The 14,813-nt window shown below is 60.4% G+C and carries 11 protein-coding genes; 5 read left to right on the top strand and 6 right to left on the bottom strand.

The features are described 5' to 3' along the window. Nucleotides 1–8: 8 nt before the first annotated feature. Entirely contained in the window at nucleotides 9–1,790 is a 1,782-nt protein-coding gene (locus ALFI_RS12035) for a chloride channel protein (protein WP_014776013.1), read from the top strand. A 79-nt stretch (nucleotides 1,791–1,869) separates the two neighbouring features. Continuing rightward, complete coding sequence (locus ALFI_RS12030; RefSeq protein ID WP_014776012.1) at nucleotides 1,870–2,214, top strand: PAS domain-containing protein; 345 nt, start codon at nucleotides 1,870–1,872, stop codon at nucleotides 2,212–2,214. A 37-nt stretch (nucleotides 2,215–2,251) separates the two neighbouring features. Here the strand turns inward: ALFI_RS12030 and ALFI_RS12025 are convergent, their stop codons facing one another. The 6 genes from ALFI_RS12025 to lon form a co-directional block, all read right to left on the bottom strand. Further along, nucleotides 2,252–4,249 (bottom strand): glycoside hydrolase family 97 protein, encoded by a 1,998-nt coding sequence (locus ALFI_RS12025; protein WP_014776011.1) that lies wholly within the window; start codon nucleotides 4,247–4,249, stop codon nucleotides 2,252–2,254. Nucleotides 4,250–4,276: 27 nt separating this feature from the next. After that, nucleotides 4,277–4,561 carry a YciI family protein gene (locus ALFI_RS12020; protein ID WP_009598702.1) on the bottom strand — a complete coding sequence of 95 codons (285 nt, stop codon included), beginning with the start codon at nucleotides 4,559–4,561 and terminating at the stop codon, nucleotides 4,277–4,279. Nucleotides 4,562–4,564: 3 nt separating this feature from the next. Continuing rightward, nucleotides 4,565–5,530 (bottom strand): KpsF/GutQ family sugar-phosphate isomerase, encoded by a 966-nt coding sequence (locus tag ALFI_RS12015; RefSeq protein ID WP_009598708.1) that lies wholly within the window; start codon nucleotides 5,528–5,530, stop codon nucleotides 4,565–4,567. Then, the gene (gene kdsA / locus ALFI_RS12010) at nucleotides 5,530–6,282 is read right to left on the bottom strand and encodes a 3-deoxy-8-phosphooctulonate synthase (protein WP_014776010.1); all 753 of its coding nucleotides are present in this window, start codon (nucleotides 6,280–6,282) and stop codon (nucleotides 5,530–5,532) included. Before kdsA ends, ALFI_RS12015 begins: the two co-directional genes overlap by 1 nt. A gap of 78 nt (nucleotides 6,283–6,360) precedes the next feature. After that, a complete protein-coding gene (gene kdsB, locus ALFI_RS12005) occupies nucleotides 6,361–7,116 on the bottom strand; it encodes a 3-deoxy-manno-octulosonate cytidylyltransferase (RefSeq protein ID WP_014776009.1) in 756 nt (251 codons plus the stop codon). 79 nt (nucleotides 7,117–7,195) lie between these two features. After that, the gene (gene lon, locus ALFI_RS12000; RefSeq protein ID WP_009598691.1) at nucleotides 7,196–9,625 is read right to left on the bottom strand and encodes an endopeptidase La; all 2,430 of its coding nucleotides are present in this window, start codon (nucleotides 9,623–9,625) and stop codon (nucleotides 7,196–7,198) included. 117 nt (nucleotides 9,626–9,742) lie between these two features. On the opposite strand from lon, the gene ALFI_RS11995 reads away from it, so the two are divergent. From ALFI_RS11995 to ALFI_RS11985, 3 genes are all read left to right on the top strand, one after another. Then, complete coding sequence (locus tag ALFI_RS11995) at nucleotides 9,743–12,370, top strand: valine--tRNA ligase (RefSeq protein ID WP_014776008.1); 2,628 nt, start codon at nucleotides 9,743–9,745, stop codon at nucleotides 12,368–12,370. A gap of 6 nt (nucleotides 12,371–12,376) precedes the next feature. Further along, the gene (rnhA, locus tag ALFI_RS11990; RefSeq protein ID WP_009598701.1) at nucleotides 12,377–12,841 is read left to right on the top strand and encodes a ribonuclease HI; all 465 of its coding nucleotides are present in this window, start codon (nucleotides 12,377–12,379) and stop codon (nucleotides 12,839–12,841) included. Between the two features lie 140 nt (nucleotides 12,842–12,981). After that, nucleotides 12,982–14,811, top strand: a complete 1,830-nt coding sequence (locus ALFI_RS11985; protein WP_009598706.1) for an ABC transporter ATP-binding protein — start codon at nucleotides 12,982–12,984, stop codon at nucleotides 14,809–14,811. Nucleotides 14,812–14,813 lie beyond the last annotated feature (2 nt).

The raw sequence follows: 14,813 nt of genomic DNA, 5'->3' as shown, positions 1-14,813 counted from the left end.
CGACGGATTTGAACTTACGCGCCGACCACATCTACCGCACGTTCCTCCGCCTCACGAGGCGGCTGAGCAACAGCCAGATCATGATGCTTCTGGCCGTGGTCGTCGGCGTGCTCGCCGGAGTGGGCACCTATCTGTTCGAGATGCTGCTGTACGGCATCAAATACGGACTGACCAACTGGTTTCCGGTGGACAGCGCCCACATCCTGTTCCTGATCTACCCCGCCGTCGGCATCATTCTGGCGACGCTGTTCGTCAAATACATCGTCCGGGACAATATTTCGGAGGGCGTCACGCGCGTGCTCTACGCCATGTCGAGCCGCAATTCGCGCATCGCGGGCCACAACTGCTGGACCTCGATCGTCGGCGGCGCCACGACCATCGGATTCGGCGGTTCGGTGGGACCTGAGGCTCCCATCGTGCTGACGGGAGCCGCCATCGGCTCGAATGTCGGACGGATCGCGCGGCTCAACTACAAGCACACCACGCTGCTGCTCTGCTGCGGCGCCGGCGCGGCGCTGGCCGCCATTTTCAAGGCTCCGATCACGGGCGTGGTGTTCGTGCTGGAAATCCTGATGCTCGACATCACCGCAGGATCGGTCATTCCGCTGCTCATCGCCTCGATCACGGCCACGACGATGGCCTTCATGCTGCGGGGCTTCGACCCGATTCTGGCCGTGACGCTGGCACCCGCAGATGCGTTCGAACTCTGGCAGATACCGCTCTTCATCCTGCTGGGCGTATGCTGCGGACTGATGTCGTGGTATTTCACCTCGACGAACCTGCGCGTGAGCACGCTTTTCAAGAAGATCGACAAGCAGTACAAGAAGTGGATCGTCGGGGGCACCGTGCTCGGAGTCCTGATCTTCATTTTCCCGCCGCTCTACGGCGAGGGTTACGAAGGATTCACCTCGCTGATGCACGGACAGGCAGAAAAACTCTTCGACAATTCGCTCTTCTACCGTTTCAGCGACATCGACTGGGTTGTCATACTCTTCGTCATCGCCACGATGTTCTTCAAGGTCATCGCCATGGCTTCGACCAACGCCGCGGGCGGCGTGGGCGGAACATTCGCCCCGTCGCTGTTCGTGGGCGCATTCACGGGCGCGTCGATAGCCCTGCTGTGCAGCGCCTTCTTCGACTGGGACGTGTCGATCGTCTCGTTCACGCTGGTCGGCATGGCGGGCGTCATGTCGGGCGTGATGAAGGCGCCGCTGACTTCGATCTTCCTGATCGCCGAACTCTCGAACGGTTACGGGCTGTTCATTCCGCTGATGATCACCGCCTGCATCTCGTTCGCCGTGGACTACTACCTCGATCCGGATTCGATCTACACCAAGCAGCTGCGCCTGCGCGGGGAGCTGCTGACCCACGACAAGGACCAGTCGGTCTTCGTCTTCCTGAAACTCGACGAACTGATGGAGACCGATTTCCTGCGCATCAGGGAGAACTTCACGCTGGGCGACATCGTACACATCATTTCGACGGCGCGCCGCAACATCTTCCCCGTGATCGACAACTTCGGGCATCTGCTCGGCATCATCCAGCTGGACGACCTGCGCGAAGACATGTTCAAACGCGAGAAATACGGCCATCCGATTTCGGACTACATGATTCAGCCGCCCGACAAGATTCTGGAGCATGAAGCCATCCAGAGCGTCGTCCAGAAGTTCGAGGACAAACATACGTGGATGCTGCCCGTCGTGGACAAACAGAACCGCTACATGGGCTTCATCTCCAAATCCCGCATCCTGAACGCCTACCGCGAACAGCTGGTCAAGATACAGCAGTGACCCTCGGCCCGCGCAGATGCAGCCGTCCTCTTTCCGCAAGGAGAGGGGCTCTCTTCCCACCGACACAAAACGAACAGCCATGACGACAGAAAATCCTTTCCCTTGGGCCGACGGCATGAACTGCGCCGTCACGGTCTGCGACACCGAAGGCGTGATCCTTTACATGAACGAGAAAGCCCGTGCGACCTATATCCGGCACGGCAATCTGATCGGCAGCAATCTTTTCGGCTGCCACAACGAACGTTCGCGCGAAATCATCCGCCGCCTGACGGCCGAGGGCGGTTCGAACGCCTACACCATCGAGAAACAGGGAGTCCGCAAGATGATCTATCAGACGGCTTGGCGGACCGGGGACAAGGTAGGCGGTCTGGTGGAGATTTCGATGGAAATACCCGCCGAGATGCCGCATTACATCCGGGGCTGAGGGCTTCGGGGCCGAGAGTTCCCGACGACTTGCGCCGCTATATAGCGGGCATGAAGCTCACGGCCTGCCCGCCGCCCGGAGCCATCGCCACTTCGAGCGTATCGGCGGATGAAACCTCGCGTTCCGAAATGGTATAGGAAGTGGGATTCGTCTTCCAATCGGCATCGGGACCGTCGGCGTAGATCGTCGCGCGGTATTTCGTGCCGGGTTTCAGGAAGTCGAGCGGCAGCGACAGCGTGCGGGGCTGTTCGTCGGTCGCCGCACCCAGAAAATAATTCTCCCCCGCGCGGCGCACCACGGCGACGAATTCGCCCGGTTCGCCCGCCAGCGCGCGCGACCAGTCGCAGTCCGCATCGAAGTCGCGGAAGAACCGGAAAGCGGGATGCCCCTCGTAATTTTCGATCAGGTCCGAAGCCATCTGCACGGGCGAATAGATGATCACCCACTCGGCGATCTGCTTGGCAAGGGTCGTATTCACGCGCATATCGACCTCAGGACCGCAGTTCCAGAGTTTGCGGCGCGGCGAGTTGCGCGTATTTTCATAGAGAATGTCGAACGTGCCGGGCGTGAAGTCCATCGGCCCGGCGAGCAGGCGCGTAAAAGGCAGCGTCACTTCGTGCGACGGCGGATTGCCCGCGCTCCAAGCATCCCACTCCTTGCCGCGCGCACCTTCGCGCGACATCATGTTGGGCCACGTGCGACGGATGCCGCAGTCCTTGATCGGTTCGTGCGCATTGACCGTCATCCGGTATTTCGCGGCCGTCTCGACCACGTGCTGGTAATGGCGCACCATGTACTGCCCGTGATGGTTGTTGCCGCCGGAGATACCGCCGGCATAGCCCGTTTTGAGGTTGTGTATTCCCAAATCGGCGTACCATTTGACGGCGCGCTCCAGCTGGCGTTCGTAATCGGGAATGTTGCCGCCCGTTTCGTGATGGCCGATGATCTCGATCCCGCGTTCGCGGGCGTAACGCACGATCTCTGCGATGTCGAAGTCGGCATAGGGCTTCGTGAAGTCGAACGACTGGCTGCCGCCCCAGTTCTCCCAGCCTTCGTTCCAGCCCTCGAACAGCACTCCCTGAATATTGTTGGCCGCCGCGAAGTCGATATGGCGTTTGGCGTTTTCGGTCGTCGCGCCGTGGCGGTCGTCCATCGCCCACGTCTCGACGCCGAGGTGCATGCCCCACCACACGCCGACGTACTTCATCGGACGGATCCAGCTCGTATCCCCGATCTTCGAAGGTTCGTTCAGATTGAGAATCAGCGACGAATTGATCAGCCCCACGGCATCGGGCGCCAGCTGCACGGTGCGCCACGCGGTCGTAAATTTATTGCCGACATGCGCTTTCGTGCCGTCGGGCAAAGGCGCGAGATCCGATTTGAACGCAAGTCCGTACGTCTTGCGAAGCGTCATTTCGGGAAAGTCGTACAAGGCCGCTTCGTGGATACTGCCGTAGAGGCCGCCGACCTTGAACGTCGCGGGGGTATTGGCGTCGGCCAGTTCGCTCAGCGGAAGTTTGCGGTAAAGCAGTTCGTAGGTGTCGAAGCTGGCGGGAATGGTCCACGAATCGCCGTCGGCGGCGAAACGGAATTCGGTCAGTTCGTCCGTCACGCGGAGCGAATCCGCCCCGGACGCTTCATATTCGTAGCGGAATCCCAGCCCGTCGTCGAAGAGCCTGAAGCGCAGCGTCAGCCGCACGCCGCCGCCGTTGCGCAGCCGCACAGCCATTTCATTGTAACGGCTGCGGTTCTCCTTGTTCTCGCCCCACGGCTGGGTCCACGTCTCATCGACGCTCGTGCGCGACACATGCTCGACGGCGAAACCACCGCCGAGATCGGCCTCGGCGGCTTCGAATCCCAGTCGGGAGGGTTCGAACAGCCGGACACCGCCGTCCGTAACCGAATAGGTCATGCGTCCGGCGGAGTCTACGGCGAACGCCAGACGGATCGTGCCGTCGGGGGAGGTAACCCCGGTATTTTGCGAACAGGCTCCGCACAAGGCCAGCGCGGCAAGAGAGAAGAGGAAGGATTTCATATCGGTCGGGTTAAGCAAACGGTTAAATCAAAGGAAAGCTTCGAATCCGGGCAGGCGTTTGACGGGCGAGAATTCGATGATCTCGTAATCGGCGACGCCGTGGATGCGGAACGGGTCCTCCGCCGTCAGGGTCTCGACCGCAGCACGGTCCGCGGCGCGGCAGAGAATGACGCCGCCCGTCCGGGGATTCTGCGGCCCCGAACAGAGAAACGTCCCTGCGGCATACTGACGGTCGAGGTATTCGCGGTGCGCCGCGAGGTGCCGTTCGACCTCCGCAAGCGGCAGTTTGTAAGTCAGCAGTACGATGAACACCCGCTACAGTTTTATGTCGTAAATCTGGATCACGCCCTGCAGTTTGCCGGCTTCGTCGGTCACGAGCAGCGAGGTGACCTTGTTGCGGGTCATCATCTTCTCGGCTTCGATCAGCTTCCGGTCGGCAGAGATCGTCTTCGGATTCGGCGTAGCGATATCGGCGGCCTTGATGTTGAAGAACTCGGCGCGGCGGCGCTCCATGGCGCGGCGCACGTCGCCGTCGGTCACGATGCCCTCGATGCGGTCGCCGTCGCAGATGATGATGAGTCCCAGTCCGCCCTTGCTGATGGCGTGGATCATGTCCGTCGCCGAGCAATCGGGCGCCACGACCGGAAGATCGTGCGAACGCATCACGTTGCCGACGGTCATCAGCAGGCGGCGTCCGAGGCTTCCGCCCGGATGCAGGCGTGCGAAATCGACGCTCGTAAAGCCCCGCATCTGCATCAGCGACACGGCCAGCGCGTCGCCCATGGCGATCTGCGCCGTGGTCGAGGTCGTCGGCGCGAGGTGCAGGATGCAGGCTTCCTCTTCGACGCTCACGTCGAGGTGCACGTCGGAGTTCTTGGCCAGCGCGGATTCGGGATTGCCGGTCATCGAGATCAGCTTGTTGCCGTTGGAGTGGATGAAAGGCACGATTTTCAGGATTTCGTCGGTCTCGCCCGAATAGGAGAGCGCCAGCACGACATCCTCTTTCGAGATCATGCCCAGATCGCCGTGAAAGGCTTCGCCGGGATGCAGGAAGAAGCTGGGCGTACCGGTCGAGGCGAGCGTCGCGGCGATCTTGCGTCCCACCAGCCCCGACTTGCCCATGCCCGTAACGATACATTTGCCCTGACCCGAAAGGATCATTTCGACGGCGTCGGCGAAGTTATCGCCCAACGTCTCCTTCATGCGCTTGAGCGCCAGCAGTTCGGTGTTGATCGCCTTGCGGGCCAGATCGAGAATCTGGGCTTTCGTGGTATCGGTCATTATAGCAGAGTTTTAATGAGGTTTTCCAGTTCGTCGAGCTGCAGCATGTTCGGGCCGTCGCTCTTGGCATGGTCCGGGTCGGGATGCACTTCGAAGAAGAAGCCGTTGGCGCCGAAGGCTTTGGCGGCCTGCGCCATGGCGGGTACGAATTCGCGGTTGCCACCCGTCTTGCCGCCTGCGGCGCCGGGACGCTGCACCGAATGGGTGCAGTCCATCACCACGGTCGGGGCGATGCGCAGCATGTCCGCAATATTGCGGAAATCGACGACGAGGTTGTTGTAGCCGTAAATATTGCCGCGCTCGGTGAGCCATATCTCCGAAGCGCCCGCATCGCGGGCCTTTTCGTAGGGATAGAGCATGTCGGCGCCCGACAGGAACTGCGCCTTCTTGATATTCACCGTCCTGCCCGTCTTCGCGGCAGCGACCAGCAGGTCGGTCTGGCGGCAGAGGAACGCGGGAATCTGGATCACGTCGACCACTTCGCCCACGGGCGCGGCCTGCCACGATTCATGGATGTCGGTCAGCAGCTTCAGCCCCCACTTCGCACGCACGTCGGCGAGCATCCGAAGCCCCTTTTCGAGTCCGGGGCCGCGGAACGACGAGATCGAGGTGCGGTTGGCCTTGTCGAACGACGCCTTGAAAATGATGTCCGCGCCGAGTCTTTCGTTGATCGCCACAAGACGCTGCGCCACGGTGTCGAGCAGTTCGACAGACTCGATGACGCACGGTCCGGCGATAAATTTGATCTTCATAAGATTCGATTATGAGTTAAGAACAAAGGCCGGGGAAGCCGCCGCCCGCCAAGCAGCCGGGCTTCGACTCCCGACTTTTCATTTTCCATGCCTGATCAGGAAGGCTTCTGCCTTCTCCAGATCTTCGGGCGTGTCGATGCCGATGGTCTCGGCATCGGTAACGCCCACGCCGATCTTATAGCCGTTCTCCAGCCAGCGAAGCTGTTCGAGCGACTCGGCCTTTTCGAGCGCGGACTGCGGCAGGGCCGTAACCGCGCGCAGGACCTCCGTGCGGAACGCATAGAGACCGATATGCTTGTAGAACGTATGGCGCGCCAGCCACTCCGACCGTTCGACGCCCCGCAAGTAGGGGATCACCGAACGCGAGAAGTAGAGGGCGCGCGACTGCGCGTCGAGCACCACTTTCGGGGAGTTGGGATTTTCGAGGGCTTCGAGACCGTCCGTCGCGGCGAAAGGCCTGACCAGCGTGGCGATGTCGGTCGCCGGATCGTCGAAGCAGCGTTTCACGGCTTCCAGCTGCGAGGCCCGGACAAAAGGTTCGTCGCCCTGCACATTGACCACCACGTCGTAGGTCTTGCCCTGTTTGAGATAGGCTTCCCAGCAACGGTCGGTGCCGCTTTTGTGGTCCGGCGAGGTCATCTCGGCCCGGCCGCCGAAAGCGAGCACGGTATCGTAGATACGCTCATCGTCGGTGGCGACCACGGCGTCGTCCAACACGCCCGCCACCTGCTCATAGACGCGCTGAATGACGGGCCTGCCGCCCAGCATCGCCAGCGGCTTGCCCGGAAAGCGCGTCGAGCCGTAACGCGCCGGTATGATTGCGATAAATTTCATCGTCTCGGTTATTTAGCCATAAAAATAAAAAGTAAAAGGTGAAAATCAAAACTTTTCACCTTTTACTTGCATCTTCGCTTCAGACGAGCGCCAGTTTCAGCACTTCGTCGTTGGTCTTCACGTAATGGAACGTCAGCCCTTCGACGTATTCGGGTTTGATCTCGGCGATGTCCTTGCGGTTCTCCTCCGAAAGGATCAGTTCGGTGATGCCGGCGCGCTTGGCCGCCAGAATCTTCTCCCTGACGCCGCCCACGGGCATCACGCGGCCGCGGAGGGTCGTTTCGCCCGTCATGGCGATACGCTCCCGCACCTTGCGTCCGGTGTAGGTCGAGACGATCGAGGTCACCATCGTGATACCGGCCGACGGCCCGTCCTTCGGAATCGCCCCCTCCGGCACGTGGATATTGATGTCGTTCTTCTCGAACGCCGAAGCGTCGATTCCCAGCTCCGCGTGGTGGGCCATCACCCACTCGTGGGCGATCGTCGCCGACTCCTTCATCACCTCGCCCAGATTACCCGTCAGGCTGACTTTGCCCTTACCGGGAGTCAGCACCGATTCGATGTAGAGGATGTCGCCGCCGACCTCGGTCCACGCAAGACCCGTCACCACGCCTGTCATGCCGCCCACTTCGTACTCCTCGCGGAGGAACTTGGGCATGCCGAGAATCTTCTCGACGTCCTTGGCCGTGATTTCGGGCGCGAAGGCTTCGTCGAAAGCGATCTGCTTGGCGCGGGCGCGGGCGATCTTAGCCAGCAGCTTGTCGAGCGAGCGAACGCCCGACTCGCGGGTGTAGCCGGAGATGATGCCTTCGACGATTTGGGGCGTCATCACGAGTTCCTGCTCCTTGATGCCGTGGGCCTCGCGCTGCTTGGGCAGCAGGTGGTCCAAAGCGATGCGGATCTTCTCCTCGACCAGATAGCCCGGAATGTTGATCATCTCCATACGGTCGCGCAGGGCCGGGGCGATGTTGGCCACGTTGTTGGCCGTGGCGATGAAGAGCACCTTCGACAAGTCGTACTCCATGTCGATATAGTTGTCGTGGAAGGTGGTGTTCTGTTCCGGATCGAGCACTTCGAGCAGTGCGCTCGACGGGTCGCCGTGGTTCGAAACGGTCACCTTGTCCACCTCGTCGAGGATAATCACGGGGTTCGACGAACCGCACCGCTTGATGGTCTGGATGATCCGGCCCGGCATGGCGCCGATGTAGGTGCGGCGGTGTCCGCGAATCTCGGACTCGTCGTGCAGGCCGCCCAGCGAAATGCGGCCGAACTTGCGGCCCAGCGCCGCCGCCACCGACTTGCCCAGCGAGGTCTTGCCCACGCCCGGAGGGCCGTAGAGGCAGAGGATCGGCGACTTGAGGTCGCCCTTGAGCTTGATGACAGCCAAATGCTCCAGAATACGCTCCTTCACCTCGTCCAGACCGAAATGGTCGCGGTCGAGCTGTTCACGGGCGCACTTGAGGTCGAGGTTGTCCTTGGTCGTGTCGTTCCACGGCAGTTCGAGCAACAGTTGCAGATAGGTCATCTGCACCGAATACTCGGCTACGGCGGGGTTCAGCCGCTCGACTTTCTGCAACTCCTTCTCGAAGGTCTCGCCGACCTCCTTGGGCCAGTTCTTCTTCTTGGCCTCCTCGCGCATCTTCTCGATGTCGGCGTCGGCGCCGTCGCCCAGCTCGTCCTGAATCGTGCGCATCTGCTGCTGGAGGTAGTAGTCGCGCTGCTGCTTGTCGATCTCCTGCTTCACGCGCTCCTGAATCTGGTTTTTCAACTCGGCCAGCTGCTGCTCGCGGATCAGTATTTCGAGCAGCTTGCGGGCGCGGGCCAGCAGGCCGGGGGCTTCCAGCAGCGACTGGCGGTCCTCGTCCGTCAGCTCCATGTTCGAGCAGATGAAGTTGATGATGCCGCGCTTGGAGTCGATGTTCTTAATGGCGAACGCCGCCTCCTTGGGCATCGACGGCGAGACGTTGATGATATTGAGCGCCACGTCGCGGATCGAGTCCACGAGGGCTTCGAACTCGACGCTCTTCAGATCGGGCGTGGTATCGCGCAGTGCGGTGACACGGGCCCGGAAGTAGGGTTCGGTAGTAATGTATTCGCGGATCTCGACCTTCTCCAAGCCGTTCAGGATCACCGTGAGGTTGCCGTTGGGCATTTCGAGAATCTTGATGATGCGCGCCGCGGTGCCGACCTTGTACATGTCGTCCGGCGCGGGGTCTTCGACGTCGCTTTCGCGCTGCAGCACGGCGCCCAGAATACCGCCTTCGGCATTCACGGCGCGCACCAGACTGATGCTCTTGTCGCGGCCCACCGTAATGGGGGTGATGGCGCCGGGAAAGAGCACGGAGCTGCGCAGCGTGAGAATCGGAATGATCTCAGGAACCTCCACCTCTTCGACGACTTCGTCACCGCCCGTCACGATGGGGATCACGCGGTGATTGCCGTCGAGCAGATCGGGAAGCAGGTTCACGTCTTCGACTTCGATTGTTTCGAATTTATCTTTTTTACTCATAGCTTACAAATATATAATGTCGCAAAGGTAACGATTTTTTAGTCATATTTATTTCATCTTTGACAGAATGTTAATAACTTTGCAGGTCAAATAACGAAGTAAAACAATTTCATCCCTATGCAAATCGCAGACAAATACTCGCCGCAGGAGATCGAGTCGAAATGGTACGACTACTGGATCGAAAAACGCTTGTTTCACTCGGAACCCGATCAGCGCGAACCCTATACGATCGTAATTCCGCCCCCCAACGTAACGGGCATGCTCCACATGGGTCACATGCTCAACAACACGCTGCAGGACGTGCTGGTGCGCCGCGCCCGCATGTCGGGCAGGAACGCCTGCTGGGTGCCGGGCATGGACCACGCGTCGATCGCCACCGAGGCCAAGGTCGTGGCGATGCTGCACGAAAAGGGCATCGAAAAATCGTCGCTCTCGCGCGAAAAGTTCCTCGAATACGCTTGGGAATGGAAGGAGAAGTACGGCGGTATGATCCTCAAGCAGCTGCGCAAGCTGGGCGCCTCGTGCGACTGGGAGCGGACCTGCTTCACGATGGACGGGCCGCGCACCGAGAGCGTCATCAAAGTCTTCTGCGACCTGTTCGAAAAGGGCAGGATTTACCGCGGCGTACGCATGGTGAACTGGGACCCCGCGGCGAAAACGGCGCTTTCGGACGAAGAGGTGGTCTTCAAGGAGTCGCACGGCAAACTCTACTACCTGCGCTACAAGATCGAAGGCACGGACAAGGCGATCATCGTCGCCACGACGCGCCCCGAAACCATTCTGGGCGACACGGCGCTGTGCGTCAACCCCAACGACCCGCGCTACGCCTCCCTGCCGGTCGATGCGCGCGTCATCGTGCCGCTGGTGAACCGTTCGATCCCGGTGATCCGCGACGAATACGTCGATATCGAATTCGGCACGGGCGCGCTGAAGGTCACCCCGGCGCACGACGTGAACGACTACATGCTGGGCGAGAAATACGGTCTCGAAACGATCGACATCTTCAATGACGACGGCACGATCAACGACAAGGTCGGCATGTATGTCGGCATGGACCGTTTCGACGTCCGCAAACAGATCGAGAAGGACCTCGCCGCGGCGGGCCTGCTCGAAAAGACCGAGGAGTACACCAACAACGTGGGATACTCGGAGCGCACGGGCGTGGCCATCGAGCCGAAGCTCTCGATGCAGTGGTTCCTTTCGATGGAGGAGCTGGCCCGGCCCGCGACCAAAGCCGTCATGGAGGATGCGATCCGCTTCGTGCCTGAAAAATACAAGAACACCTACCGTCACTGGATGGAAAACATCAAGGACTGGTGCATCTCGCGCCAGTTGTGGTGGGGACAGCGCATTCCGGCCTACTACCTGCCCAAGGGCGGATACGTCGTGGCCCCGACGGCCGAAGAGGCGCTCGCAAAGGCGCGTGCAAAGACCGGCGACGACTCGCTGCAGCCGAGCGACCTGCGTCAGGACGAGGACGTGCTGGACACTTGGTTCTCGTCGTGGCTCTGGCCGATTTCGGTCTTCGACGGCATCCGTAACCCGGACAATCAGGAAATAAGCTACTACTACCCCACCAACGATCTGGTGACGGGTCCCGACATCATCTTCTTCTGGGTGGCCCGCATGATCATGGCGGGTTACGAATACCGCGGCGAAAAGCCTTTCGGCAACGTATACTTCACGGGCATCGTCCGCGACAAGATCGGCCGCAAGATGTCCAAGCAGCTGGGCAACTCGCCCGATCCGCTGGACCTGATCGCCAAATACGGCGCCGACGGCATGCGCATGGCGATGCTGATTTCGTCGTCGGCCGGCAACGACGTGATGTTCGACGAAGCGCTCTGCGAGCAGGGCCGCAACTTCGGCAACAAGATATGGAACGCCTACAGGCTGGTGAACGGCTGGTCGGCGGACGACAAGGCCGCGCAGGACGACAACAACCGGCTGGCGGTCGAATGGTTCCGCCAGACGCTGGGCCGCGCACTGCGCCAGATCGACGAGGACTTCAGGTCGTACCGCATTTCGGAGGCGTTCATGACGGCCTACAAGCTCTTCTGGGACGACTTCAGCGGTCTCTACCTCGAAATGGTGAAACCCGCCTACGGACAGCCCGTCGATGCGGAGACGTTCGCCGCGACGTGCGGATTCTTCGACGAATTGATGCGCGTGCTGCACCCCTTCATGCCGTTCGTGACGGAGGAGATCTGGCAGGACCTCGCGCCCCGCAAAGAGGGCGAGTCGATCTGCACGGCCCCCATGCCGCAGCCGGTCGAAGCCGACGAGCGCCTGCTGGCCCGGTTCGAGCTGGCCAAGGAGGCGATCTCCTCGGTGCGCAACATACGCAACCAGAAGAACCTGCCGCAGAAGGAAGCGCTGACGCTCAAGGTGATCGCCGACGAGAACTACCCCGCCGAATACGCTCCCGTGATGCGGAAAATGGCCAACCTGACGGCCGTCGAAACCGTGACGGAGAAAGACCCCGCGGCCGCGGCGTTCATCGTCAAGACGACCCAGTATTTCGTGCCGATGGCGGGCAAGATCGACGTCGAAGCCGAAATCGGGAAACTGACGGAGAGTCTCGCCTACTACGAGGGATTCCTCGCAAGCGTCATGAAGAAGCTCTCGAACGAGCGCTTCGTGCAGTCGGCGCCCGAAAAGGTAGTCATGAACGAACGCGCCAAGCAGGCGGACGCAGAAGCGAAAATCGCGGCCATCAGGGAGCAGCTGGCGGCGCTGAAATAATCCGGCGTGGCACAAATCACCATATACACCGACGGCTCGGCCTTGGGGAATCCCGGACCGGGCGGTTACGGCGCGGTGCTGCTTTCGGGCCCTCACCGCAAGGAGCTTTCGCAGGGATTCCGCCTGACGACCAACAACCGCATGGAGCTGACGGCCGTCTGCGCGGCGCTCGAAGCGCTCAAGTTCGAGGGGTCGGACGTCACGGTCTATTCCGACTCGAAATACGTCGTGGACGCCGTGACGAAAGGCTGGGTGTTCGGCTGGGAGAAGAAACGGTTCGCCGGCAAGAAGAATCCCGACCTGTGGATGCGTTTCCTGCGCATATACCGACGCCACAACGTGCGGTTCGTATGGGTCAAGGGGCATGCCGATACGGTCGAGAACAACCGCTGCGACCAACTGGCCGTGGCCGCCGCCAACGACAAGGCGCATTTATCGGAAGACACTGGTTATGAACCGGAAGGGAGGTGAGCGGCAACGCCCGCCTCTTTTCCTTTTTCGGCCCTTATTTCTCCTAAACTTCGCACTTTTGACCCGCAGGGTCCGATTTTATCATTATTATTCCTATCTTTGTCCCGATTATCACATAACCTGCAAATAATCCGCCCGTAATGCTTAAAATATACATGAGGCTCTTGGGTTTCGCCCGACCCATCCAGAAATACGCAATTCCCTATTTCTTCTACTCGCTGCTCTACGCGCTGTTCAACTCGCTCACGTTCCTGCTGATCATGCCGATCCTCAAGACGATGTTCGACGCCGACTACACGTTCGTATATGTGGAGAAACTTCCCCCGCTGGCCTTCAATCAGGAATACCTGACAGCCTTGTTCAACTACACCTACTCGCATCTGTTCAACGAATACAACCCCGAAAACGTACTGCTCATGCTCGCCGTGGTGACCATTTTCGTGAGCCTGCTGAGCAACCTGTTCCGCTATCTGGGCTCTTGGACGGTGGAGAACATGCGCACCCGCACCCTGCAGCGCATGCGCAACGAGATGTTCTCGAAGGTGGTGGACATGCACGTCGGCTTTTTCAGCGACCAGCGCAAGGGCGACATCATTTCGAAAATCACCTCCGACGTCGGCGTGGTGCAGTTCTGCATCACCAACACCCTGCAGGTGGCTTTCCGCGAGCCGTTCCTCATCATCGGCTACACGGTGATGATGGTCGCCATATCGTGGGAGCTGGCCCTCTTCTCGGTGCTGTTTCTGCCCGTGGTGGCCCTCATCATCGGCAGCATCGTCAAACGCCTGCGCCACCCGGCCCGCACGAGCCAGCAGCGCATGGGCGAGCTGGTATCGACGCTCGACGAGTCCCTTTCGGGCATCAAGGTCATCAAGAGCTACAACGCCGTGGATTATATCAAGCAGAAGTTCTACGACCTGAACGCCGATCTGGCCCGGCTGACCCTCTCGATGGCGCGCCGCCAGCAGCTGGCTTCGCCGATGAGCGAATTCCTCGGCATCTCGGCCGTGGGCGTCATCCTCGTATTCGGCGGTTCGCTCGTATTCAAGGGGTCGCTCAGCCCCGAAGGCTTCATCGCCTTCGTCGCCATGTTCTCGCAGATCACGCGCCCCGTGCGCACCTTCATCGACCAGTTCGCCAACATCAATCAGGGCATCGCGGCCGGAGAGCGCATCTTCTCGATCATCGACGCCCAGAGCGAAATTCAGGACAAGCCCGGCGCGCTGGAGCTGAACGGCCTGAAAGACAAGATCGAATTCCGCGACATACACTTCTCCTACGACGGCAGCCGCGAGGTGATCGACGGCATTTCGTTCGACATCAAACGCGGGGAGACCGTGGCGCTCGTGGGACCGTCGGGAGGCGGCAAATCGACGCTCAGCGAGCTTGTTCCGCGTTTCTACGACGTTACGGCGGGCGACATCCTCATCGACGGCGTTTCGATCCGCGACTACACGCAGGAGAGCCTGCGCGCACACATGAGCGTCGTATCGCAGGACACCGTGCTTTTCAACGACACCATCGAAGGCAACATCGCCATGGGCAAGGCCGGAGCTTCGCACGAGGAGATCGTCGAAGCGGCCCGAATCGCCAATGCCGACTGCTTCATCACCGAAGCGCCCGAAGGCTATCGGACCAATATCGGCGACCGCGGCGTGAAACTTTCGGGCGGCCAGCGGCAGCGTCTCTCCATCGCCCGCGCCGTATTGAAAAACCCCGACATCCTGATTCTCGACGAGGCGACTTCGGCCCTCGACACCGAGAGCGAAAAACTCGTGCAGGACGCCCTCAACAAGTTGCTGGAGGGCCGTACTTCGGTAGTCATCGCACACCGTCTGAGCACGATCCACAACGCCGACAAGATCATCGTCGTCGATCACGGACGCATCGCCGAACAGGGCACGCACGCCGAACTGATGGCCCGCGGAGGAATCTACGCCAAACTGATCGAACTGCAGTCGTTCGAATAAAA

Source organism: Alistipes finegoldii DSM 17242 (assembly GCF_000265365.1).
GTDB lineage: Bacteria > Bacteroidota > Bacteroidia > Bacteroidales > Rikenellaceae > Alistipes > Alistipes finegoldii.
Note: the sequence above shows the minus strand (reverse complement) of the source record. Positions and strands in the feature narration are given on the sequence as shown.

What these genes read in the sequence shown, in the direction of transcription:
- ALFI_RS11985 (WP_009598706.1), top strand. Translation starts at nt 12,982, where the DNA reads ATGCTTAAAATATACATGAGGCTCTTGGGTTTCGCCCGACCCATCCAG.
- kdsB (WP_014776009.1), bottom strand. Translation starts at nt 7,116, where the DNA reads ATGAAATTTATCGCAATCATACCGGCGCGTTACGGCTCGACGCGCTTT.
- ALFI_RS12015 (WP_009598708.1), bottom strand. Translation starts at nt 5,530, where the DNA reads ATGACCGATACCACGAAAGCCCAGATTCTCGATCTGGCCCGCAAGGCG.
- ALFI_RS12030 (WP_014776012.1), top strand. Translation starts at nt 1,870, where the DNA reads ATGACGACAGAAAATCCTTTCCCTTGGGCCGACGGCATGAACTGCGCC.
- lon (WP_009598691.1), bottom strand. Translation starts at nt 9,625, where the DNA reads ATGAGTAAAAAAGATAAATTCGAAACAATCGAAGTCGAAGACGTGAAC.
- ALFI_RS11995 (WP_014776008.1), top strand. Translation starts at nt 9,743, where the DNA reads ATGCAAATCGCAGACAAATACTCGCCGCAGGAGATCGAGTCGAAATGG.
- kdsA (WP_014776010.1), bottom strand. Translation starts at nt 6,282, where the DNA reads ATGAAGATCAAATTTATCGCCGGACCGTGCGTCATCGAGTCTGTCGAA.
- ALFI_RS12025 (WP_014776011.1), bottom strand. Translation starts at nt 4,249, where the DNA reads ATGAAATCCTTCCTCTTCTCTCTTGCCGCGCTGGCCTTGTGCGGAGCC.